The following is a 22,074-nucleotide window of genomic DNA, read 5'->3' as shown; positions in this document are numbered from 1 at the left end:
GATAAGAAACGTTTTCGCCCTTGCCATGCTCACAGCTGGCCATCGCATCTGCAACCGCCCTACGTCACAGCCCCGCCACAGAGTCTGGCCCAGGAACTGGGGTGGCAGCCGACGGCTCGGTTCGGGGATCGGGGGAAGTATGTGTGGTGTGAGCTGGGGGTGGCATAGATGTCAGGGATCCGGAACAAGGCCGCGCCGGACGGGTGCGGGCCCCGGCCGGCGCGCCGAGTGCTGCGGTCTCCGTCAGTTCAGGTGCCTCGCGAAGAACCGCAGCGAGCTGTCCACTTCGTACGGCGGCACATCACCGTGCTTGCCGGGGTTGGCCTGCAGTGTCTTCTCGGGCGAGGCCAAGGCGTCGAACAGGGCCAGGCTCTGGTCTCGTGGGACCATCTGGTCGTCCCACTGGACCAGGAACTGCACCGGGACGGTGATCCGTGCGGCGTCCTCGGCCAGCCCGTGTACACCGAGCAGGCCCAGTACCGCGGCGCGGATTCGGGGTTCGGCGGATATGAGGGGGATGCCCAGTCCGCAGCCCATCGACGTGCCGCAGTACCCCACCGGGCCGGCGCCGACCTGGTCCAGGTGCTGGACCGCGGTCAGGACCGTCTGCCAGTCGGCAACGGCCTGGCGGGCAAGGTAACCGTGCATGCCGGCGACCAGCTCGGACGGGTTTTCACCGGCGGCCATGCCGGCCCGCATCCGGGCCGCGATTCTGCCGAACTCCTCGTCCTGGGGGCGGTCGCCGTGGTTGGGCGCGTCGATGGCGACGACCGCGAAACCCTCGGTGGCGTAGCGGCGGGCGCGGGATGTGATGTGGGGCGCCGTCTTGTGCTGTCGGCCGCCGTGGCCCAGCAGGATCAGGGGGCGGATGCCACGGGCGCCTTCCGGCGTCCACAGCACGCCGGGGATCTCGTCGAGGGTGAAGTGCCGTTCTGTGACGCCGTCCGACGACGTCTGGGAGGTGAAGCGCATCAGCGTTTCAAGCCTTTCGGGAATGCCTTGTGCGGGCGCTCCCTAGGCCATGCTAAGGAGGGAGCCCCGACGCGTCATGGTGTTGATCGGTCTCACCTCCTCGAATGTGCAGTGGTGCACGGCGACGCAGAAGGTATCACGGAGATCGTCGGTCTCGCTCCGCCGCGACCAAAGCCGGGACGAACTTGGTCAGTCCCGAAGCGATCAACTCCCTTGCCCCGCCCGGTAATCTTGGCCGTGTGAGCGAATCCGCACCCCTGGAGCCGCCGGACGTGCTGACCGCGCTCGGCGCCTCCTTTCGGCTGTATGAGCATCCCGGTGTCGTGGACCCCGTGGAGGTGTGTGCCGCGCTGGGTGTTCCGCTGGAGCGGACCGTGAAGACCCTCGCCTTCGTCACGCCGGAGGACCGGCTCTTGCTGGCGGCGCTGCCCGGTCATGCGCGGCTGCGGTACGGGCCCCTGGCGCGGGCCGCCGGGATCCGCCGTGGCGACCTCTCCCCCGCCGACGCCGGGCGGCTCGCACGGGCGGGGATGCGGCCCGGCGGGGTGTGCCCCGTGTCGTCGGACGGGGCCGCGCTGGTCGTATTCGACGAGACCGTAGGCGGTCTGGGGCGTGTGCACTGCGGCAGCGGCCGGCCCGACAGCAGCATCGAGATCGACGCGGGGGCGCTCGTCGCGGCCGTACCGGCGGCCGTCATGGCACGGATCGGGGACGTGCCCACCGCCAGTGAGCCCGCCCGTGAGCCCGTATGACCGTCCGTGAGCCCGTATGACCGTCCGCGCCGCCGTTCCCGCCGACGCCGATGACATCTACCTTTGATCTTGCGCAGTGCGTCGCCCTGCAGGGCCAGGCAGGTACGTCGGCGGCCCTGGAGCGGGCGCAGGGCTTCGCGAACGGCCTCAAGGCCTACCCGGGCATCCAGGTGCTGGACCAGCAGCCCGCCGACTTCGACCGCACCAAGGGCCACCCCGGACGGGCTGACGGCGGTGAAGAAGGGCACGCTGTACGCGTCGGTCGCCCAGCAGCCGACGCAGTTGGGGAGGATTGCCGTGGACAACGCGCTGGCGGCGGTCCAGGGCAAGAAGGTGGAGCCGATGGTGAAGGTACCGGTAAAGGTGGTCACGAAGGACAACGTGGCCGGATTCAGCGGCTGACGGCGGCGGCCCGCCATCAGCGGCTGACCACGGTCGGGTCATCTCTCAGGGGAACTCAGGGGAACAAGGGGAGTCGACTGATGTACGACTACGACCTGCTGGTCGTGGGGTCGGCCAATGCCGACCTGGTGATCGATGTCGAGCGGCGGCCGGCCGCCGGTGAGACGGTGCTCGGCGGCGATCTGTCCGTCCACCCGGGCGGCAAGGGCGCCAACCAGGCGGTCGCCGCCGCCCGGCTGGGCGCGGGTACGGCCCTGCTGGCCCGGGTCGGCGACGACAGCCACGGCCGGCTGTTGCTGGACTCCCTGCGCGCGGCCGGCGTCGACACGGTCGGCGTGCTGGTGGGCGGGGCTCCCACCGGGGTGGCGCTGATCACGGTGGACCCTGAAGGGGACAACAGCATCGTGGTGTCGCGCGGCGCCAACGCCCGGCTCACCCCGGCGGACGTCCGGGCAGCCGTGAGCCTGTTCCTCGCCTCCAGGGTGGTGTCGGCGCAGCTGGAGATCCCCCTGGAGACGGTGGTGGAGGTCGTACGGAACCTGTCCCCGGACGGCCGCTTCGTGCTGAACCCGTCCCCGCCCCGGCCCCTGCCCACGGAGGTGCTGGCGGCCTGCGACCCGCTGATCGTCAACGAACACGAGGCGCGGGTGGTCCTCGGCGAGTCCTGTGTGAGCGAGGACCCGGCGGACTGGGCACGGCTGCTGCTGGCCAAGGGCCCGCGCTCGGTGGTGGTGACGCTGGGCGCGGAGGGGGCGCTGGTGGCCGACTCCAGCGGTGTCCTTTCCGTGCCGTCGGTGAAGGTGGACGCGGTGGACACCACGGGCGCGGGCGACGCGTTCACGGCTGCGCTCGCCTGGAAGCTCGGGTCGGGTGCGGAGCTGCCGGAGGCGGCGGCCTATGCGGCCAAGGTCGGCGCGGCGGCCGTAACGAAGCGGGGCGCGCAGGAGTCGTATCCGACAGCGCGGGAGGTCGACGCCCTGTGAAGAAGGCGGGGATCCTGAACCGCCATCTGGCAGGTGCGCCGACCGAGTTGGGGCACGGCGACGGGGTGCCGGAGAGACAGGTATTCCACAGAAATACCCGTCTCCTTCACAGAATTGAGCCGCGTTTATAGGAAAGCGCTGTGGAAACGCTCCAGCGTCTCCGCCAGCACCTCCCGGCCGTCCCGGGCCCACAGCTCCTCGTTGAAGAGTTCGACCTCGATCGGGCCCGTGTAGCCGGCCGCCTCCACATACCCCCGCCACTCGCGCATGTCGATCGCGCCGTCGCCGATCTGACCCCGGCCGTCGAGGACACCCTCGGGCAACGGGGTGATCCAGTCGGCGAGTTGGAAGGTGTGGATACGGCCGCCCGCTCCCGCCCGCGCGATCTGCGCCGGAGCCTGGTCGTCCCACCAGATGTGATACGTGTCCACCGCCACCCCGACCTGGTGCGCCGGGAAGCGTTCGGCGAGGTCGAGGGCCTGGGCCAGGGTCGAGACGACGCAGCGGTCGGAGGCGTACATGGGGTGCAGGGGCTCGATGGCCAGGCGGACGCCGTGGTCGTCGGCGAACGGGCCCAGTTCGGCGAGGGCGTCGGCGATGCGTTCGCGGGCCGCCCTGAGGTCCTTGCTGCCGGGCGGGAGACCGCCCGAGACCAGGACCAGGGTGTCCGTGCCGAGCGTCGCCGCCTCCTCGATCGCGCGCCGGTTGTCGTCCAGGGCACGGGAGCGCTCCACCGGGTCGATCGCCGTGAAGAAGCCGCCCCGGCACAGCGTCGTCACCGTCAGGCCCGCCTCGCGGATCAGTTTCGCCGTCCCCGTCAGGCCGTACTCCTGGACCGGTTCCCGCCACAGGCCCACCCGGCCCACACCCAACTGGCCACAGGCGGCCACCAGTTCCGGCAGCAACAGCTGCTTCACCGTCATCTGGTTGATGCTGAAACGCGAGAGATCGGCCGTCATGAGGTCACCCCGTACAGCGACAGCAGGGTCTTCATCCGCTCCTCCGCGAGCTTCGGGTCCGGGAACAGGCCCAGTCCGTCGGCGAGTTCGTAGGCGCGGGCCAGATGCGGGAGGGAGCGGGCCGACTGCAGGCCGCCGACCATCGTGAAGTGCGTCTGGTGGCCCGCGAGCCAGGCGAGGAAGACCACGCCCGTCTTGTAGAAGCGCGTCGGGGGCTGGAAGAGGTGGCGGGACAGCTCCACGGTCGGGTCCAGCAGGCCCCGGAAACCGGCCGTGTCCCCCGTGTCCAGAGCCCGTACCGCCTGCGCCGCCAGCGGGCCCAGCGGGTCGAAGACGCCGAGCAGGGCGTGGCTGAAGCCCTGGTCGTCGCCCGCGATCAGCTCGGGGTAGTGGAAGTCGTCTCCGGTGTAGCAGCGGACCCCTCGGGGCAGTCTGCGGCGCAGGTCGATCTCGCGCCGGGCGTCCAGCAGCGACACCTTGACGCCGTCGACCTTGTCCGGGTGCGCGGCGATGACCTCCAGGAACACCTCCGTCGCCGGGTCCAGGTCGGTCGCGCCCCAGTAGCCCTCCAGCGCCGGGTCGAACATCGGGCCCAGCCAGTGCAGGATCACCGGCTCGGCGGACTGGCGCAGCAGGTGGCCGTAGATCTCCAGATAGTCCTCGGGGCCGGAGGCGGTGGAGGCCAGGGCCCGGGACGCCATCAGGATCGGCTGGGCGCCCGCCTCCTCCACCACCGCCAGCTGTTCCTCGTAGGCCGCGCGGATCTCGGCGAGCGAAGCCCGCGAACCGCCCGTGATCTGGTCGGTGCCGACCCCGCAGGCGATCCGTCCGCCGGCCGGCCGCGCCTCTGCGGCGCTGCGCCGGATCAGCTCGGCCGCGCCCGCCCAGTCCAGGCCCATGCCGCGCTGGGCGGTGTCCATCGCCTCGGCGACGCCGAGTCCGTGGGACCAGAGGTGACGGCGGAAGGCGAGGGTGGCGTCCCAGTCGACGGCGGCGGGTGAGTCGGGGGTCGAGTCGGCGTACGGGTCGGCCACGACATGGGCCGCCGCGAAGACCGTACGGGAGGTGAAGGGGGTGCCCGGCGAGAACGGCAGCGGTTCAGTACGGGGCTCGTACGTGCGCAACGTGCCGTCGGCGGAGGGAAGTCGGAGGGTCACAGCGCGATCTCCGGTACCTCGATACGGCGGCCCTCGGCCGAGGACTTCAGGCCCAGTTCGGCGAGTTGGACGCCACGGGCGCCGGCCAGCAGGTCCCAGTGGTACGGGGCGTCGGCGTAGACGTGCTTGAGGAACAGCTCCCACTGGGCCTTGAAGCCGTTGTCGAAGTCCCCGTTGTCCGGCACCTCCTGCCACTGGTCGCGGAAGACCTCCGTCGCGGGGACGTCCGGGTTCCAGACCGGCTTGGGGGTCGAACTGCGGTGCTGTGCACGGCACTTGCGAAGGCCGGCCACCGCAGAGCCCTCCGTGCCGTCGACCTGGAACTCGACGAGTTCGTCGCGGTTGACCCGGACCGCCCAGGAGGAGTTGATCTGGGCGATGGCGCCGCCTTCGAGTTCGAAGATGCCGTACGCCGCATCGTCCGCCGTCGCGTCGTAGGGCTTGCCGCTCTCGTCCCAGCGCTGCGGGATGTGGGTGGTGGCGAGGGCCTGGACGGACTTCACGCGGCCGAACAGCTCGCGCAGGACGTATTCCCAGTGCGGGAACATGTCGACGACGATGCCGCCGCTGTCCTCGGCACGGTAGTTCCAGGAGGGGCGCTGGGCCGGCTGCCAGTCGCCCTCGAACACCCAGTAGCCGAACTCGCCCCGGACGGAGAGGACGCGGCCGAAGAAGCCGCCGTCGATGAGGCGCTTCAGCTTCAGCAGGCCCGGCAGGAAGATCTTGTCCTGGACCACGCCGTGCTTGATGCCCTTCTCCTGGGCGAGACGGGCGAGTTCGAGGGCGCCGGCCAGTCCCGTCGCCGTCGGCTTCTCGGTGTAGACGTGCTTTCCGGCGGCGATCGCCTTCTTGATCGACTCCTCGCGGGCGGAGGTGGCCTGGGAGTCGAAGTAGATGTCCACGGACGGATCGGCAAGGACCGCGTCCACGTCGGCCGAGACGTGCTCCAGGCCGTGCCGCTCGGCGATCTCCCTGAGCGCGTGCTCACGTCGGCCCAGCAGGATCGGCTCCGGCCACAGCACGGTGCCGTCGCCGAGGTCGAGCCCGCCCGCCTCGCGCAGGGCGAGGATCGACCGGACGAGGTGCTGGCGGTAGCCCATGCGCCCGGTCACGCCGTTCATGGCGATACGCACCGTCTTGCGTGTCACGTCAGTCCCCTCTGTCAACACCGGAAGCAAGCGCTTTCTATCGTGAGAAGCTAACCTCTGGACACTGGTCTGTACAAGACCGTGTCCCCTTCGAGTTGTTCGAGGGGGCGAACACCCCGGGTCCATGGCTTTAAGGTCTGGTCGACAGTTTTTCGGAACCAGTGGCCTGGCCTGGCTGTCTACGAGGGCGTACGACACGATGCGCGACCGGAGGACGACGACATGACGGTGACCCTGGCGGATGTGGCGGCCCGCGCCCAGGTCTCACCCGCGACGGTGTCGCGCGTGCTGAACGGCAACTACCCGGTGGCCGCCTCGACGCGCGAGCGGGTGCTGCGAGCGGTGGACGAGCTGGACTACGTCCTCAACGGCCCCGCGAGCGCGCTCGCGGCCGCCACGTCGGATCTGGTCGGGATTCTCGTCAACGACATCGCCGACCCGTTCTTCGGGATCATGGCGAGCGCGATCCAGGCCGAGATCTGTGGTCCGGGCGGAAGGGCGGGCGGCGAGCGGCTGGCGGTCGTGTGCAACACGGGCGGCTCGCCGGAGCGGGAACTGACGTATCTGACGCTGCTGCAGCGGCAGCGGGCGGCCGCCGTGGTGCTGACCGGCGGGGCCGTGGAGGACGCGCCGCACGCGGCGGCGGTCGCGGCGAAGCTGCGCAAGCTCACGGAGGCCGGCACCCGGGTGGTGCTGTGCGGGCGGCCGCCGGCGCCCGGCACCGACGCGGTCGCCCTCACCTTCGACAACCGGGGCGGGGCGCGCCGGCTCACCGAGCATCTGCTCGGCCTCGGCCATCGGCGCCTCGGCTACATCGCGGGCCCCGAGGAGCGTACGACGACCCGGCACCGGCTGGAGGGCCACCGGGCCGCGCTGACGGCGGCGGGCGTCGGGGAGGACCCTCGCTGGACGGTGCACGGGCGGTACGACCGGCAGTCCGGGTACGAGGCCACGCTGGAGTTGTTGCGCCGGGACCCCTCGCTGACGGCTGTCGTCGCCGCGAACGACTCCGTGGCGTTGGGGGCGTGTGCGGCGCTGCGGGAGTCGGGGCTGCGGATTCCCGGGGATGTGTCGGTGGCCGGATTCGACGACCTGCCGTTCAGTGTGGACGCGGTGCCTTCGCTCACGACGGTGCGGTTGCCGCTGGCGGAGGCGGGGGCGCGGGCCGGGCGCATCGCCATGGGGCGGGAGGAGGCGCCGCCGGGGGGTGTCGCCGCCGTTCGGGGGGAGTTGATGGTGCGCGGGTCCACCGGGGTGCCGTCAGCGGGGAAGTGACCGGCCTGGGCCCTGTCGTCGAACTCCCGGCGTCCGCCCGAAGGTCGGGCCCGGCGGCGGCGATGGGGGTGTCCCCGCGCGAGCGAAGCCGCGCGTGTGATCGCAAGGCGCCGGAGCGCCCTCGATGGGACTGTGCCCCCACTGGGGAGTGCGTGCCAGGTGTCGCCGGACTGACTGGGCGCACCCCACGTCCTCAAGGCTGTGGGGGAGGGAGTTTGGCGGCGGAGCCCAGCAGCGGCAGCGCCGCCTCGCCCCTGCGGCGGTCGCGGTACCAGCGCTTCCCGGTGTCGTAGGCCCGCCGTGCGCTGCGGACGGCGGCGAGCTGGGTGGCCAGGTGGACCTGGTACTTCCAGGCGCGCTGCTGGCCGGTGCGCACCGACATGGCGTAGGCGAAGGAGACCGGGTCGCGGTCCAGATAGTCGTCGAGCTGCTCGAACCAGGCCATGCTGGAGCGCGCTCCGGCCTGCGTGGAGTGCAGTTCGGCGCGGCGGTGCTGGTCGTACTCGTGCAGCGCCCGCAGGTCCGGATACCGGGAGAGGGCGTGGGCCAGCACGATCGCGTCGATGATCGCGAGCCGGGTGCCGGAGCCGAGCGTGAAGTGGGTGGTGTGGGCGGCGTCGCCGGCCAGGACGACATTGCCGTCGACCCAGGTCCGGTTGCTGATGTGCCCGAACCGCTGCCACTTCGCCGGTTCGCCGCGTGATCTGCTGATCAGGGAGCGGCCGTCGAGGGCGCGGTGGAAGATCTTCTCCAGCAGGGGTACGGCCTCCTCGGTGTCGAGCGTGTCGAAGCCCAGGCCCTGCCAGGTCTGCGGTGCGCACTCCACGATGCAGGTGCTGATCCGCCCCTTGATCGACGGGTAGGCGTGGAACCAGATCCAGCCCGCGGGGGTCTCCTCGAAGTCGAAGACGAAGCTGCCGAACTGCCGGTCCGTGCCGAGCCATATGTAGGGGTTGCGGCCGGTCTCCACGCGGGTGCCGAAGTGCTCGACGCGGCTCTGCCGGATCCGGCTGCCCGCGCCGTCGGCGGCCACGATCAGGTCGGCCTCCGGCAGGTCGGCGGGGTCGTCGAGCTTCTGGCCGTGCCGGACGTCGACGCCGAGTGATCGCGCGCGCCGGGTCAGGACCTCCAGCAGGGCGGCGCGGCCCATGCTGTAGCCGTAGCCGCCGAAGTACGCGGTGCCGTCGTGCCGGCTGCCGTGCAGGCGGATCTCCTGGTCCTGCCAGAGCACGGATCCGGCGCTCACCGCCCGTGCGCTCTCGGGGTCGGTGCGGTGCAGGATGTCCAGCAGGTCGTTCCAGTACACGACGCCCCAGCCGTACGTCGCCTCCGGCGGGTCCCGCTCGATCACGGTGATCTCGTGCCCGGCGTCCCGCAGTTTCGCGGCGATCGAGAAGTACAGCCCGGCCGGGCCTCCACCCACGCAGACGATCCTCATCCGGCCACCGCCTCACCGTGTGGTCATATGGATCCGGGTGCCCTTGGGGTCGGGCACCCGGATCCACCCTTTGTTCTTCAGAGGGCGTCGATCACACCTGCTGACCTTCAGTCGCAGTTGTCATCTCCCCAACCCCAGCCGCCGTGGTCATCTCCCCAGCCCCAGCCGCCATGGTCGCCCCAGCCCCAGCCGCCGTGGTCGTCGCCCCAGCCCCAGCCGCCGTGGTCGCCCCAGCCGCCGTGGTCGTCGCCCCAACCGCCGCCGTGGTCGCCCCAGCCGCCGTGGTCGCCCCAACCACCACCGTCGGTGTGCGCGGCGGCGATGACGTGGTCCGGAGCGGCGGTGGTGGCGGCGTGGGCGGCTCCGGCTCCGGCCGCGATGGCGAGGATCGGTGCCGAGCAGACCGCGATGGCCACTCTCCTGATACGGGTTGCATGCGCGCGCATGATGAACCCCTCTCCGAGGGTGCGATTGATTTACCGGCGGCCTCGACGGGCCGTCCGCCTGCGCTCCAGAGCCTGCGCGGAACTCTGTGCGTCGTCCGCCGCCGCCCGCGATGCGTCCGGCGGGGGCGATCGTCACTTCCGTTGAAAATCGGACATATGTGACGTTTGATTTCAAACTTACGTCGGGGTCATGAGGATGTCAAAAGCAGGACCCGGCACAGAAAGAAGAACCAGCAAAGGGAGTTGGGGCGCCGAAGGGGGGCGGCCCGTGGACGCGGGCGGGCGGCGGACCTAGGTTCGGAGAGACAGCATCTCTGACTGAGTCAAGCATCCGGGGGCGATCATGACCGTCCAGGACGTCCGGGCTTTCAACCGCTTCTACACGGGCCTCATCGGTGCCCTCGACTACGGCCGCCGTCTCTACGCCCCGTACACACTCACCGAATCCCGCGTGCTGTACGAACTCGCCCGGGTACCGCACCTGGACGCGGTCGAACTGCGCACCCAGCTCGACCTGGACGCCGGGTATCTGAGCCGCATCCTGAACAAATTCGAGGACGCCGGACTGATCGAGCGCGGGCCCTCGCAGAGCGATCCGCGCCGACGCCGGGTACGGCTGACCGCGCGGGGGCGGGAGGCCGCCGGACTGCTGGACGAGCGGGCCCGGGACACGGTCGCGGCCCTGCTCGACACCGTGGCCCCGGCCGACCGGCCACGGCTGGCGGAGGCCATGCGGACCATCCAGGACATCCTCGGCGAGCCGCGCGCCGGGTCCCACGAGGTCGTCCTGCGCGAGCCCGGCCCCGGTGACCTCGGCTGGATCGTGCAGCGCAACGCCGCGCTGTACGCGGCCGAGTACGGCTGGAACGCCGACTACGAGGGGCTGGTCGCCCGGATCGTCGCCGACTTCGCGGAGGACCATGACCCGCATCTGGAGCGGGTGTGGATCGCCGAACAGGGCGGCCGGCCGGTGGGCTGCGTGATGTGTGTACGGGACGACGCACCCGGTGCCGCCCGGCTGCGGCTGCTGCTCGTCGAGCGCGAGGCGCGCGGGCACGGCCTCGGCGACCGGCTGGTGCGGGCCGTGGTCGACTTCGCGCGCGGGGTCGGCTATCGCGAGCTGGTGCTGTGGACCAACGATGTGCTGAGCGGTGCCCGCCGTATCTACCAGCGGCACGGCTTCGTGCTCGTCGCCGAGAAACCGCACCGCTCCTTCGGCAAGGATCTCGTGGGGCAGGACTGGCGGCTGGATCTGCATGGATCGGGCGAGTGACAAGCAGCGCGCGTGACGAGCAGGGCGAGTAGGGTCCGGGCCATGAAGCTGGCGTTCTCCACTCTCGGTGTCCCCGGCCTGCCCGTCCCTGAGGTCCTGGCGCTCGCGACCGCGCACGGCTACCACGGCGTCGAACTGCGCGCCCACCCGGAGGAGCCGGTGCATCCCGGCCTCTCCCCCGCCGAACGCGCCGAGATCGCGGCGCTGTTCAAGGAGGCCGGGGTCGAGGCGCTGGGCGTCGCCGGGTACGCGCGCGTCGCCGCGCCCGGGGCGGACGCTCCTGTACTGACGGAGATCCGGGATCTCCTCCAGCTCGCCCACGACCTGGGCGCCCCCTTCATCCGGGTCTTCCCCGGAGCCGACCCGGACCGTCCCCGCGAGGAGTCCGACGCCGTCGCCGCCCGGCGGCTCGGCACCGCCGCGGAGGACGCCGCCGCGCTGGGCGTCCGGATCCTGCTGGAGACGCATGACTCGCACCCCACCGGCGCCGCCGCGATCCGGGTTCTCGGTCCGGTCGGGCACCGGCGGGTGGGGGCGCTGTGGGATGTGATGCACACCTGGCTGGGCGGCGAGCAGCCGTCCGACACCTATGCGGCTCTCGCGCCGCATCTGGGATATGTGCAGGTCAAGGACATCGCCTCGGCCGACGACACGACGCCGCTGCCGCTGGGCTCGGGGGTACTTCCGCTCACCGAGTGCGTGGATGTGCTCTGCCGGCGTGGGTGGGACGGGTGGCTGTGCTGGGAGTACGAGAAGCGCTGGCACGCGTCGGCTGCGCCGCTTGCGGGGCTGCTCGGTGCCGGGCGGGATCATCTGCTGCGGCTTTTGGACGAGGCGGCCTAGTTCGGCTACGGGGTCGGGGGCTATGCGTCGTCGCCGGGTGCGGGGTGCGTTGTGGCTGGTCGCGCAGTTCCCCGCGCCCCTTAGGGAACTGCAGCCGCCGCACGCCTACAACGTGCCGTAGCTGCGGGCAATCCTGCCCCACCCCCGCCCAGCTGCAGCTCAGGGTGCCGGACGTGGCGTCAGTGGGGTCGTGGCGTGCAGGCACCAGTCCAGGACCGCCGGCCAGGAGCCGTAACCCGCGTCGAGGTCCAGGTGGGCGGCGGTCGGGAGGATGTCGGCGGGGATGCCCAGCGGCTCGGCGTAGATCCGGTCCGCGCCCTCGGGGCAGTAGGGGTCGTCGGCGCCGGCGACCAGCCGCGTGGGGGTGGGCAAGGGCGGGTTCAGGGCCGCCGGGACAAAGGCCGAGATCTCCGGGATACCGGCGACGGTGGCCGGGGACGGCGGAGCGACCAGCAGCACCCGGTCCGCGTACCGCAGCTGCTTCATGCCCCGGGCGGCGGCGTGCAGCCACAGCACCGAGGACAGGCTGTGGGCGATCACGACCCGCTCCCCCGAGCCGGATCCGTTCAACTCATCCAGGTGGCGGGTGAGTTCGGTCAGCCACACCTCCAGCTCCGGGTCGTCCGGGTCGGGTAGCTGGGGATAGCTGACCCTGTGGTCCAGCTCGGTGAGCCGGTCGGCGAGCCAGTGCTGCCAGTGACCCTCGGGGCGGTGGTTCTGCCAGCCGTGGAGGATGAGGTACGCGTGCGTGGTCATGGGTGCGATGCTGGCCGAGTTCACTGCTGCGGTCCAGTTAATGTTTCCGCGTGGAACAGGTAAGCGGAACCTTCACCATGGACCTGCGGCGGCTCACCGTGCTGCGTGAGCTGGAGCGCCGGGGCAGTCTGGCCCGTACCGCCGAGGCCCTGCATCTGACCCCGTCGGCGGTGTCCCAGCAGATCGCGGCGCTGGCCCGGGAGTTCGGAGCGCCGCTGACCGAACGCGAGGGGCGGGGCGTACGGCTGACCGGGCAGGCCCGGATCCTGCTCGGCCACGCCGAGGCCATCGCCGCCCGGCTGGAGCGCGCACGGGCCGACCTGGCGGCGTACGGGTCGGGCGGGCGGGGGCAGGTCACGATCGGCTGCTTCGGCAGCGGCATCCTCGGACTGGTCCCGCCGGCCCTGCGCGCGCTGGCCGAGCGGCTTCCGCATGTCCGGGTGGACGTGGTGGAGGCCGAGCCTCCGGATGTGTTCACGGCGCTCGACGCGGGCCGGCTGGACGTGGTGGTGGCCGTCGACTTCGCGGCGGCCCCGCCGCACACCGACCGCCGCTACTCCCGTACCGATCTGCTGACGGACATCCTCGATGTGGCGGTGCCGGAGGACCATCCGCTGGCCGCCCGCGACCGCGTCCCGCTGCGCGAACTGGCCGCCGCTCCCTGGATCGTGGGCGCGGCCGAGAGCTGCTGTGGCGCGGCGGCCCGCGCGGTGTGCGCGGCGGCGGGCTTCACCCCGGACATCCGCCACCCGGTGAACGACTGGGGCGCCCTGATCGCCCTGGTGGAGGCGGGCGCCGGGGTGGCGCTGGTGCCGCGCCTGGTCCGGCCGCTGTACGCCCGGCGCCGCCTCGCCGTGCGGCCGGCGGCGGGCGAACCGCCGTCCCGGAACGTGTTCGCCGCGGTTCGGGCCGGGGCGGAGGGGGATCCGGTGCTGAGGGCGGTGCGTGAGCAACTTCGTACATCCGCCGCCGAGTTGGCGGAGGCCGGCTGACCGGTACCCGACCACTGCCGACAACTCCCCCTGGTGTGACTCCAGTTACTCCGATAGCTTCCGGCGCACATGTGTCTCACAACAGTCACACAGGGGAGAGTGCGCATGCGCAAGGCGCTCAGATGGCTGCTGACGCTCGCGGTGCTCATAGGCACGCTGAGCGGTACAGCGGCGGGAGCGGCCACCGCCGCCCGGCCCGAGCCCACCGACATCAAGGACCGGCTGCTCGCCATACCGGGCATGAGCCTGATCCAGGAGAAGCCATACCCCGGCTACCGCTACTTCGTCCTGAACTACACCCAGCCGGTCGACCACCGCCACCCGGACCACGGCACCTTCCAGCAGCGGATCACCGTGCTGCACAAGGACGTGAGCCGCCCGACGGTCTTCTACACCAGCGGCTACAACGTCTCCACGAACCCGTCCCGCAGCGAGCCCACCCGGATCGTGGACGGCAACCAGGTCTCCCTGGAGTACCGCTTCTTCACGCCGTCCCGCCCCGACCCCGCCGACTGGTCCAAGCTCGACATCTGGCAGGCGGCGAGCGACCAGCACCGCGTGTTCGAGGCGCTCAAGCCGATCTACGGCGGCCACTGGATCGCCACCGGCGGCTCCAAGGGCGGCATGACGGCCACGTACTACGAGCGTTTCTACCCGCGCGACATGGACGGCGTGGTCGCCTACGTCGCCCCCAACGACGTCGTCAACGACGAGGACTCGGCCTACGACCGCTTCTTCACCACGGTCGGCACCAAGGAGTGCCGGGACCGGCTGAACGCCGTCCAGCGGGAGGCGCTGGTGCGCCGGGAGCCGCTGGAGAAGCGGTATGCGCAGTATGCCGCCGAGAAGGGGTACACCTTCGACACCATCGGCGGGCTGGACAAGGCGTACGAGGCGGTCGTCCTCGACTATGTGTGGGGTTTCTGGCAGTACAGTCTGCTGAAGGACTGCGGCACCGTCCCGGCGGACGCGGCGACAGCGAGCGACGACGCGATCTGGACATCGGTCGACACCATCTCCGGTTTCTCCGCCTACACCGACCAGGGGCTCGCGCCGTTCGAGCCGTACTACTACCAGGCCGGCACCCAGCTGGGCTCGCCGACCATCCACTTCCCGTACATCGAGCGGAAGTTGATCCGCTACGGCTATCAGCCGCCGCGCGACTTCGTGCCCCGTTCCATCCCGATGCGCTTCCAGCCGCACGCGATGCGGGACGTGGACACGTGGGTACGGCACCACGCCACGCACATGCTGTTCGTGTACGGCCAGAACGACCCCTGGGGTTCGGAGCGGTTCCGGCTCGGCGCGGGCGCCCGTGACTCCTATGTCTTCACCGCGCCCGGTATGAACCACGGCGCGAACGTCGCGGGCCTGGTGCCGGGTCAGAACTCCTTCGCCACGGGGCGCATCCTGCAGTGGGCGGGAGTTTCCCCGGCCGACGCCGCCCGGGCCGAGCCGCTGGCTCGCTTCGACGCCAAGCTGGATGCCGGGGATGCTGAGCGCGAGCCTGTGCTGAGGCCGTAGGAACTCACACCCGGCTTGCGCAACCCACCGGATCGCTCCCGCCCAGCTGGACGTACAGCGTCGTCGACGCGGGGCAGTCGTCGCGCGTCGGCGCCGCCTTGGTGATCCGGTACTGGGGCCGCTGGGCGCCCGAGCCGTCGCACGGGGTCTCGCGGACCTGGCCCTCACCTGAGGTGTAGACGCAGTCGCCCGGGATCGTGCGCGGGCCGCCCCCGCCGCCGGGGTCGCCGGGGTGCGGGGGCTCCAGGTTGCGCATACAGGCGTAGCCCGGGGCGATCGCGGTCTGGGCGCCGATGTGCAGCACGAAGTCGGTCGTCGCCGGGCACAGGGGGCCGTCGGTGACCGCGCCGTCGTAGCGGGCGACGACCCTGGCCGCCGCCCGCTCGCTGGTGCAGGGCACCTCGGTGAAGCTGGTCGTGCCGAAGGAGCTGCACTCGCCGACCGCGAGGAACTCGGCGCCGTAGCCGCCGGTCGTGGCCGGGGTGGGGCGGGCGTCGCCGACGGGGGCGCCCGCCCCGCCCCGGCAGCCGGTCAGCAGGGCCGCCGGCAGCAGGCACGCGAGGCACACGGCTCCGACGGCACCTTTCCCACGCATCGCCATACCCCCTGACACCCCGCTCCAGCGTGGCCCTTGGCGACACGGCGGCGCCAGCCGTACGGGAGGGTTTCCGACCATTGGGGGTATTACGCCGGGTGGGTATCGGATAGGTGACGTACGGCTGATACGTCTAATACGTCAGCCCGTGCCCGATCGGGTACAGCACCTGCGCGGGGTCGTCGGCCCGCTGGACCGGCACCGGCAGCTTTCCGCGCGGCGCCACGCGTCCGGCGATCACCCGGGCGGCGGCGCGCACTTCGACGTCCGTCCAGCCGTAGGACGCCAAGCAGCCCTTGACCGAGGGGTATTGGGCCACGTCGTAGGGGTTACGGAGGGCGAGGGCCGCCAAGGGCCTGCCCATGGCCCGCAGTTGTGTCACCAGCGTCCGCTGTGCGTTGCCCGCCGTCACGTTGTACGTCGCCACGACCACCGCGTCCGCGTCCTGCGCGGCCGTGACCGCCTGGGCGATGGCCGCGGCGGAGGGCGCGGTGCCCGTGGACAGGGCGGTGGCGCTGAAGCCCAGCTCGGTGAGGGCGGCGGCCAGCACGCCGGTGGGCGGGCCGGTGGTGCCGGTGGGGGAGTCCGGGTCGGCGCCGACGACCAGGATCCGGCGCTCGGTGCGGGTATCGAAGGGAAGGGTGTGGTCCTCGTTGACCAGCAGGGTCGTGGTGCGCTCGGCGATCCGGTCGGCGGCGGCCAGATGCGCCTCGGTGCCCACGGTGCGCTCGATGCCCGCCCGGCTGGTGTGCGGTGGGTCGAAGAGTCCGAGCCGGGCCTTGAGACGCAGGATGCGCAGGATCGATTCGTCAAGGCGGGACTCGGTCAGCTCACCGTCCTGTACGGCCTTCAGTACGGCGTGCCAGGCCACGTCGATCGAGGGCGGGTTGAGCAGCTGGTCGACCCCGGCCTTCAGCGCGAGCACCGGCACGCGGTCGTCGCCGTACTTGGTGCGGACGCCCTGCATGCCCAGGGAGTCGGTGATGACGACGCCGTCGTAGCCGAGTTCGCCGCGCAGGATGCCGGTGAGGATGGGGTGGGAGAGGGTGGCCGGGTCGCCGGAGTCGTCCAGGGCCGGGAACTGGATGTGCGCGGTCATGATCGAGTCGATGCCCGCGGCGATCGCCGCCCGGAAGGGGACGGCGTCCAGCTTCTCCCACAGGTCCCGGCTGTGGGTGATGACCGGGAAGCCGGTGTGGCTGTCGACGGCGGTGTCGCCGTGGCCCGGGAAGTGCTTGGCGGTCGCCGCGACCCGGGACGCCTGGTAGCCCCGCACCTCGGCGGCCACCAGCGCGCCGACGGCGTCCGGGTCGGCGCCGAACGACCGTACGCCGATGATGGGGTTGGCCGGGTTGACGTTGACGTCGGCGTCCGGGGAGTAGTCCTGGTTGATGCCCATGGCGCGCAGTTCGGCGCCGGAGATCCGGCCGAGGGTGTGCGCGTCGGCGCGGGAGCCGGCGGCGCCGACGGCCATGGCGCCGGGGAAGAGGGTGGCGGGCTTGCCGACCCGGCAGACCGCGCCGTGCTCCTGGTCGGTGGAGATGAGCACCGGCAGACCGCGCGGCTGGTCCAGGGAGGCCCTCTGGATGCCGTCGGAGAGGTCCGCGATCTGGTGCGGGTCACGGGTGTTGTGGGCCCAGGTGAAGTAGATGACGCCGCCGACGCGGTACTTCGCGATCAGCTCGGCGGCCGTGCGGACGCCGAGCTCCTTGAGGTTGGCGTCGATGTCGGCCTGGTCGGGGGCGGTGGCGGAGTGGCCGTAGACCCGCATCACGAAGAGCTGGCCGACCTTCTCCTCCAGCGTCATGCCGGAGATCAGGGCGCGCAGCCGGCGGGGGTCGGGGGGTACGGCGGCGTGGGCGGTGGCCGGTACGGTCAGCGCGGCGGTGAGGCCCGCGGTGGCGGCGAGGACGGCGCGTCTGGACGGTCTGCCGGTGTCGGGCACGTGCGCTCCTTCCAGAGGAGAACCGCTGAAGGAAACTTCCGAGGGGTCACCAATATCCGGGAGGTTTCTTTCCGTCAAGGGAAAGCACAGTAACCGGAAGAGGGGCCGCCATCGGCGCATTGAGGGGGGCGCGCCGATGGCGGCGGGCTGCCGGCCGGATGCGGCGGAGAGGGTGAGTCGGCGCTCACTGCCAGGCGTGCAGGCCGACACCGCACCACGGAGACTCGTCCGGCAACCCGGCGCTTTGACGGGCAAGGGACCGGGCCGGTTCCCGCCGCCCCGAGGCCGAGGTCCACTGCCGGGGCGACCGGCTCCGACCGGGTCGAGATTCGCCCCGGCACCCCCGCACCCCGGCCCGGCGGGCTGTCAGCAGACCGTCAGCACAGTATCCAGCCCGAGCTGACCGACCCCGAGCCCACCGAACCTCTGATCCACACGCAGCGGTGGCCGGCGTGGACGGTGATCGGGCCCGCGTGGTGCCTGTAGCTGCCCTGGTCGACCACTGGCCGGCCGCCGCGGGCCTGGACACTGACGGACATCGTCTGGGTGGTGCCGGGATGCCGGGCCACGGTGATGGCGCAGATGTAGCCGTTGTCGTTGTAGATCTGGGTGACCCCGGTACTGAACGGCAGGGCCCGCACCTGACGGCCGGCGCAGCCGTCGGCCGCGGCCGCCTGGGCGGCGCCGGATGTCACCAGGCCGAGCGTCCCGGCCGCGGCCAGCACGGCCGCTCCCAGCGCCAGGCGCCGGCCTATCGCACCACTGTCCACTGTTGTCCTCCCCCAGCCATGAACCTGTCCCCCGATTTCCGTACTGCTGTACGGACGCACGACGTATGTCGGATGGTTGCACGGCCGTCAGCGATACGAGTCAGCGGGTCGCGGTGACCGGCTCCTCCGGTTCGGGGCGGCCGACGAAGGTGCGCCACAGTTCGGCGTACCGGCCGTCGCGGGCCAGGAGTTCGTCGTGGGTGCCGTCCTCGGCGACCCCGCCGTGGTCCATCACGACCACCCGGTCCGCGCGGGCCGCCGTGGTGAGGCGATGGGCGACCACCAGCGTCGTACGACGGCCCGCCAGGCGGTCGGTTGCCTGGTTGACCTGTGCCTCCGTGGCCAGGTCCAGGGCCGCCGTGGCCTCGTCCAGCAGGAGTATGTCCGGGTCGACCAGCTCGGCGCGGGCCAGGGCGATCAGCTGACGCTGGCCGGCCGAGAGGTTCCGGCCGCGCTCGGCGACCTCGTGCAGATAGCCGCCGTCGAGGGTGGCGATCATCTCGTGCGCGCCCACCGCCCGCGCCGCCGCCTCCACCTCGGCGTCGGTGGCCTCGGGGCGGCCGTAGGCGATGGCGTCCCGGACCGTGCCCGGGAAGAGGTAGGCCTCCTGCGGGACCACCCCGAGGCGGTGCCGGTACGAGGTCAGGTCCAGGGCGCGCAGATCCGTGCCGTCGACCGTGACCCGGCCGCCGGTGGGGTCGTAGAACCGGGCCACCAGCTTGACCAGCGTGGACTTGCCGGCGCCCGTCTCGCCGACGAAGGCCACCGTCTGCCCGGCGGGGATCGTCAGGTCGATGCCGGTGAGCGCCTCTTCGTCGGTCCCGTACGCGAAACGCACGTCCTCGAAGGCGATGTCACCGCGCAGCGAGAGCACCTCCAGCGGCTCGTCCGCGGACTTCGTGGAGGTCGGCTCGCGCAGCAGCTCCTGGATGCGGCCCAGCGAGACCGTCGCCTGCTGGTAGCCGTCGAAGACCTGGGACAGCTGCTGGACCGGGGCGAAGAACAGGTCGATGTAGAGGAGGTAGGCGACCAGGGCGCCCGTGGTCAGGGTCGCCGCCTCCACCCGGTGCGCGCCCGCGATCAGCACGGAGGCCGCCGCGACGGACGACAGGAGCTGCACGAACGGGAAGTAGACCGATATCAGCCACTGGCCGCGGATCCGGGCGTGCCGGTAGCTGTCGCTGCGCTCGGCGAACCGCCGCCCGCCGTCCCGCTCGCGCCGGAAGGCCTGCACGATCCGCAGCCCGGCGACCGACTCCTGCAAGTCCGCGTTGACCGTCGACACGCGTTCGCGGGCGAGTTCGTACGCCTTCACGCTCGCCCGGCGGAAGAAGAAGGTCGCGACGATCAGCGGGGGCAGCGTCGTGAAGACGACGAGGGCGAGCTGGATGTCGATCACCAGCAGGGCGGCCATGATGCCGAAGAAGGTGACGACCGACACGAACGCGGTGACCAGCCCGGTCTGCAGGAACGTGGACAGCGCGTCCACGTCGGTCGTCATCCGGGTCATGATCCGGCCGGTCAGCTCGCGCTCGTAGTAGTCGAGCCCCAGCCGCTGGAGCTGGGCGAAGATCTTCAGCCGTAGCGCATAGAGCACCCGCTCACCGGTACGGCCGGTCATCCGGGTCTCGCCGATCTGCGCGACCCACTGGACGACGACGGTCAGCAGACCGAGCAGCGAGGCCGCCCACACGGCGCCGAGGGCCATCTTGGTGACGCCCGCGTCGATGCCGTGCCGGATCAGCACCGGCAGCAGCAGGCCCGCGCCCGCGTCCACGGCGACCAGCAGCAGGCTGAGCAGGAGGGGCGGGCCGAAGCCGCGCAGCAGGCGGCGCAGACCGTAGGAGTCCTCGCGCCCGACCGCTCGGGCCTCGTCTATGTCCGGGGTGTCGACGGCCGGGGGCAGCGCCGCCACCTTGGCGAGCAGCTCCGGGGTGGCCGGGGTGCCGGCGAGCGCTGTGTCCTCGGCGTTCTTCGGCTCCCGGTCGCCCGTCCACAGCCGGGGGGTCACGCCCCGCTCGGCGTCGAACTCGGCGTCCAGCTCCTCGCGGACAGAGGTGTCCTCCCGCGGTACGGCGGGCTCGGCGTGCCCCGGGGAGACCCCGCCCAGTTCGTCCGGGTCGGTGAGCAGACGGCGGTAGAGGGCGGACCGCTGCTGGAGTTCCTCGTGGGTGCCGAGGTCCGCGAGCCGGCCGCCGTCGAGGACCGCGATGCGGTCGGCGAGGTTGAGGGTGGAGCGGCGGTGCGCGATGAGCAGGGTCGTACGGCCCTCCATCACCTGCTTCAGCGCCTCGTGGATCTCGTGCTCGACCCGGGCGTCCACGGCCGAGGTGGCGTCGTCCAGGACGAGGAGCCGGGGGTCGGTGAGCAGGGCGCGGGCGAGCGCGATGCGCTGGCGCTGGCCGCCGGAGAGGGTCAGGCCCTGCTCGCCGACCTTGGTGTCGTACCCCTGGGGAAGCTCGCTGATGAAACGGTCCGCCTGGGCGGCGCGGGCGGCGGCCTCGATCTCCTCCTGCGTGGCGTCCGGGTGGCCGTAGGCGATGTTGGAGCGGACGGTGTCCGAGAAGAGGAACGAGTCCTCGGGGACGAGCCCGATCGCGGCCCGGAGCGAGTCCAGGGTCAGCTCGCGCACGTCGTGGCCGCCGATCAGGACGGCGCCGTGGGTGACGTCGTAGAAGCGCGGGAGCAGCAGGGAGAGGGTGGACTTGCCGGATCCGGAGGAGCCGACGACGGCGAGGGTCTCGCCGGGGCGTATCTCGAAGGTCAGTCCGTCGAGGACCTTGGATCCGCTGTCGTAGCCGAAGGACACGTCGTCGAACTCGACGGTCGCGGGCGCGTCGGCGGGGAGGGTCTTGGTGCCCTCCTGGAGCGTCGGCTCGGTGTCGATCAGCTCCAGGACGCGCTCGGTGCCGGCCCGGGCCTGCTGGCCGACGGTGAGGACCATCGCGAGCATGCGGACCGGTCCGACCAGCTGGGCGAGATAGCTGGAGAAGGCGACGAAGGTGCCGAGCGTGATGTGCCCGCGCACGGCCAGCCAGCCGCCGAGCGCCAGCATGGCGACCTGGCCGAGGGCCGGGACGGCCTGCAGGGCGGGGGTGTACGTGCTGTTCAGCCGTATGGTGCGCAGCCGTCCCGCGAAGAGCTTGCGCCCGACCTCCCGGAGCTTGCCGGTCTCCTGCTCCTCCTGCCCGAAGCCCTTCACCACGCGTACCCCGCTGACGGCGCCGTCGACCACGCCGGCGACGGCGGCGGCCTGCGCCTGGGCGTACCAGGTGGCGGGGTGCAGCTTGCTGCGGCTGCGCTTGGCTATCCAGGCGAGCGCGGGCGCCACGGCGAGGGCGACCAGGGTCAGCGGCAGCGACAGCCACGCCATGATCATCAGGGACATCAGGAAGAGCAGGACGTTCCCGATGGTCATCGGGAGCATGAAGAGCAGGCCCTGGATCAGCTGGAGGTCACTGGTGGCCCGGCCGACGACCTGCCCCGTGGACAGCTCGTCCTGACGGCGGCCGTCGAGACGGGTGATCGTGCCGTACATCTCGGTCCGCAGGTCGTGCTGGACATCGAGGGCGAGGCGGCCGCCGTAGTAGCGGCGGATGTAGGTGAGGACGTAGACGAGGACGGCCGCGCCGATCAGCGCGCCGGCCCAGGGGGCCATGGACCGGGTGTGGTTCCCGATCACGTCGTCGATGATCACCTTGGTGATCAGCGGTACGACGGCCATGACGGCCATACCCGCGAGCGAGGAGCCGAGGGCGAGGATCACGTCCTTGGGGTAGCGCCAGGCGTACCCCGCCAGTCTCCGTGCCCATCCCCGTTGCGCTGCCACGCCGGTGCCTCCCTG

18 protein-coding genes and 1 pseudogene are annotated in these 22,074 nt (G+C 71.6%); 8 read left to right on the top strand and 11 right to left on the bottom strand.

Features of this window, described 5'->3' with window-relative positions:
* Positions 1–243 precede the first annotated feature (243 nt).
* Positions 244–972 carry a dienelactone hydrolase family protein gene (locus M878_RS76885; protein ID WP_023550589.1) on the bottom strand — a complete coding sequence of 243 codons (729 nt, stop codon included), beginning with the start codon at positions 970–972 and terminating at the stop codon, positions 244–246.
* A gap of 239 nt (positions 973–1,211) precedes the next feature.
* On the opposite strand from M878_RS76885, the gene M878_RS49050 reads away from it, so the two are divergent.
* From M878_RS49050 to M878_RS76880, 3 genes and pseudogenes are all read left to right on the top strand, one after another.
* Positions 1,212–1,724 (top strand): aminoacyl-tRNA deacylase, encoded by a 513-nt coding sequence (locus M878_RS49050; protein ID WP_158692784.1) that lies wholly within the window; start codon positions 1,212–1,214, stop codon positions 1,722–1,724.
* Positions 1,725–1,804: 80 nt separating this feature from the next.
* Positions 1,805–2,126, top strand: a pseudogene (locus M878_RS94910) (substrate-binding domain-containing protein); the annotation flags it as partial.
* An 80-nt stretch (positions 2,127–2,206) separates the two neighbouring features.
* Positions 2,207–3,109, top strand: a complete 903-nt coding sequence (locus M878_RS76880) for a ribokinase (protein ID WP_023550584.1) — start codon at positions 2,207–2,209, stop codon at positions 3,107–3,109.
* A gap of 125 nt (positions 3,110–3,234) precedes the next feature.
* On the opposite strand, the gene M878_RS76875 is transcribed toward M878_RS76880, so the two are convergent.
* The 3 genes from M878_RS76875 to M878_RS76865 are packed head-to-tail and all read right to left on the bottom strand — an operon-like array spanning position 3,235 to position 6,373.
* Positions 3,235–4,068, bottom strand: a complete 834-nt coding sequence (locus M878_RS76875) for a sugar phosphate isomerase/epimerase family protein (RefSeq protein WP_023550582.1) — start codon at positions 4,066–4,068, stop codon at positions 3,235–3,237.
* On the bottom strand, positions 4,065–5,225 hold the full coding sequence (locus M878_RS76870) for a dihydrodipicolinate synthase family protein (protein ID WP_023550580.1): 1,161 nt from the start codon (positions 5,223–5,225) through the stop codon (positions 4,065–4,067). The genes M878_RS76875 and M878_RS76870 overlap by 4 nt, the downstream gene beginning before the upstream one ends.
* The gene (locus M878_RS76865) at positions 5,222–6,373 is read right to left on the bottom strand and encodes a Gfo/Idh/MocA family protein (RefSeq protein WP_023550578.1); all 1,152 of its coding nucleotides are present in this window, start codon (positions 6,371–6,373) and stop codon (positions 5,222–5,224) included. The genes M878_RS76870 and M878_RS76865 overlap by 4 nt, the downstream gene beginning before the upstream one ends.
* 222 nt (positions 6,374–6,595) lie before the next feature.
* Between M878_RS76865 and M878_RS76860 the strand changes: the two genes are divergently transcribed.
* On the top strand, positions 6,596–7,648 hold the full coding sequence (locus tag M878_RS76860; protein ID WP_023550576.1) for a LacI family DNA-binding transcriptional regulator: 1,053 nt from the start codon (positions 6,596–6,598) through the stop codon (positions 7,646–7,648).
* A gap of 193 nt (positions 7,649–7,841) precedes the next feature.
* Here M878_RS76860 and M878_RS76855 read toward each other — a convergent pair whose 3' ends face one another.
* Positions 7,842–9,071, bottom strand: coding sequence for an FAD-dependent monooxygenase (locus M878_RS76855; protein ID WP_209445561.1), 1,230 nt, complete (start codon positions 9,069–9,071; stop codon positions 7,842–7,844).
* A gap of 122 nt (positions 9,072–9,193) precedes the next feature.
* On the bottom strand, positions 9,194–9,532 hold the full coding sequence (locus M878_RS96720; protein WP_106962761.1) for a hypothetical protein: 339 nt from the start codon (positions 9,530–9,532) through the stop codon (positions 9,194–9,196).
* A 343-nt stretch (positions 9,533–9,875) separates the two neighbouring features.
* Between M878_RS96720 and M878_RS76845 the strand changes: the two genes are divergently transcribed.
* Entirely contained in the window at positions 9,876–10,805 is a 930-nt protein-coding gene (locus M878_RS76845; protein ID WP_023550571.1) for a bifunctional helix-turn-helix transcriptional regulator/GNAT family N-acetyltransferase, read from the top strand.
* A 42-nt stretch (positions 10,806–10,847) separates the two neighbouring features.
* Positions 10,848–11,648: a sugar phosphate isomerase/epimerase family protein gene (locus M878_RS76840; RefSeq protein WP_023550569.1), complete on the top strand. Its 801-nt coding sequence runs from the start codon at positions 10,848–10,850 to the stop codon at positions 11,646–11,648.
* Positions 11,649–11,807: 159 nt separating this feature from the next.
* Here M878_RS76840 and M878_RS76835 read toward each other — a convergent pair whose 3' ends face one another.
* Positions 11,808–12,404: an RBBP9/YdeN family alpha/beta hydrolase gene (locus M878_RS76835; protein ID WP_031225939.1), complete on the bottom strand. Its 597-nt coding sequence runs from the start codon at positions 12,402–12,404 to the stop codon at positions 11,808–11,810.
* A 50-nt stretch (positions 12,405–12,454) separates the two neighbouring features.
* Between M878_RS76835 and M878_RS76830 the strand changes: the two genes are divergently transcribed.
* Entirely contained in the window at positions 12,455–13,396 is a 942-nt protein-coding gene (locus M878_RS76830) for a LysR family transcriptional regulator (RefSeq protein WP_245238216.1), read from the top strand.
* A 105-nt stretch (positions 13,397–13,501) separates the two neighbouring features.
* Positions 13,502–14,920 carry a S28 family serine protease gene (locus tag M878_RS76825; protein ID WP_023550563.1) on the top strand — a complete coding sequence of 473 codons (1,419 nt, stop codon included), beginning with the start codon at positions 13,502–13,504 and terminating at the stop codon, positions 14,918–14,920.
* A 4-nt stretch (positions 14,921–14,924) separates the two neighbouring features.
* On the opposite strand, the gene M878_RS76820 is transcribed toward M878_RS76825, so the two are convergent.
* The 4 genes from M878_RS76820 to M878_RS76805 all read right to left on the bottom strand — a co-directional run bounded on the left by M878_RS76820 (position 14,925) and on the right by M878_RS76805 (position 22,059).
* Positions 14,925–15,515 (bottom strand): hypothetical protein, encoded by a 591-nt coding sequence (locus M878_RS76820; protein ID WP_031225937.1) that lies wholly within the window; start codon positions 15,513–15,515, stop codon positions 14,925–14,927.
* A 133-nt stretch (positions 15,516–15,648) separates the two neighbouring features.
* Positions 15,649–17,580 carry a glycoside hydrolase family 3 protein gene (locus tag M878_RS76815; RefSeq protein ID WP_078630409.1) on the bottom strand — a complete coding sequence of 644 codons (1,932 nt, stop codon included), beginning with the start codon at positions 17,578–17,580 and terminating at the stop codon, positions 15,649–15,651.
* 257 nt (positions 17,581–17,837) lie between these two features.
* Positions 17,838–18,230, bottom strand: coding sequence for a hypothetical protein (locus M878_RS76810; RefSeq protein ID WP_023550557.1), 393 nt, complete (start codon positions 18,228–18,230; stop codon positions 17,838–17,840).
* A 100-nt stretch (positions 18,231–18,330) separates the two neighbouring features.
* Positions 18,331–22,059 carry an ABC transporter ATP-binding protein gene (locus M878_RS76805; RefSeq protein ID WP_031225933.1) on the bottom strand — a complete coding sequence of 1,243 codons (3,729 nt, stop codon included), beginning with the start codon at positions 22,057–22,059 and terminating at the stop codon, positions 18,331–18,333.
* Positions 22,060–22,074: the final 15 nt, after the last annotated feature.

It is taken from the genome of Streptomyces roseochromogenus subsp. oscitans DS 12.976 (assembly GCF_000497445.1).
Taxonomy (GTDB): Bacteria; Actinomycetota; Actinomycetes; order Streptomycetales; family Streptomycetaceae; genus Streptomyces; species Streptomyces oscitans.
This window is presented reverse-complemented; position numbering and strand designations above follow the sequence as displayed.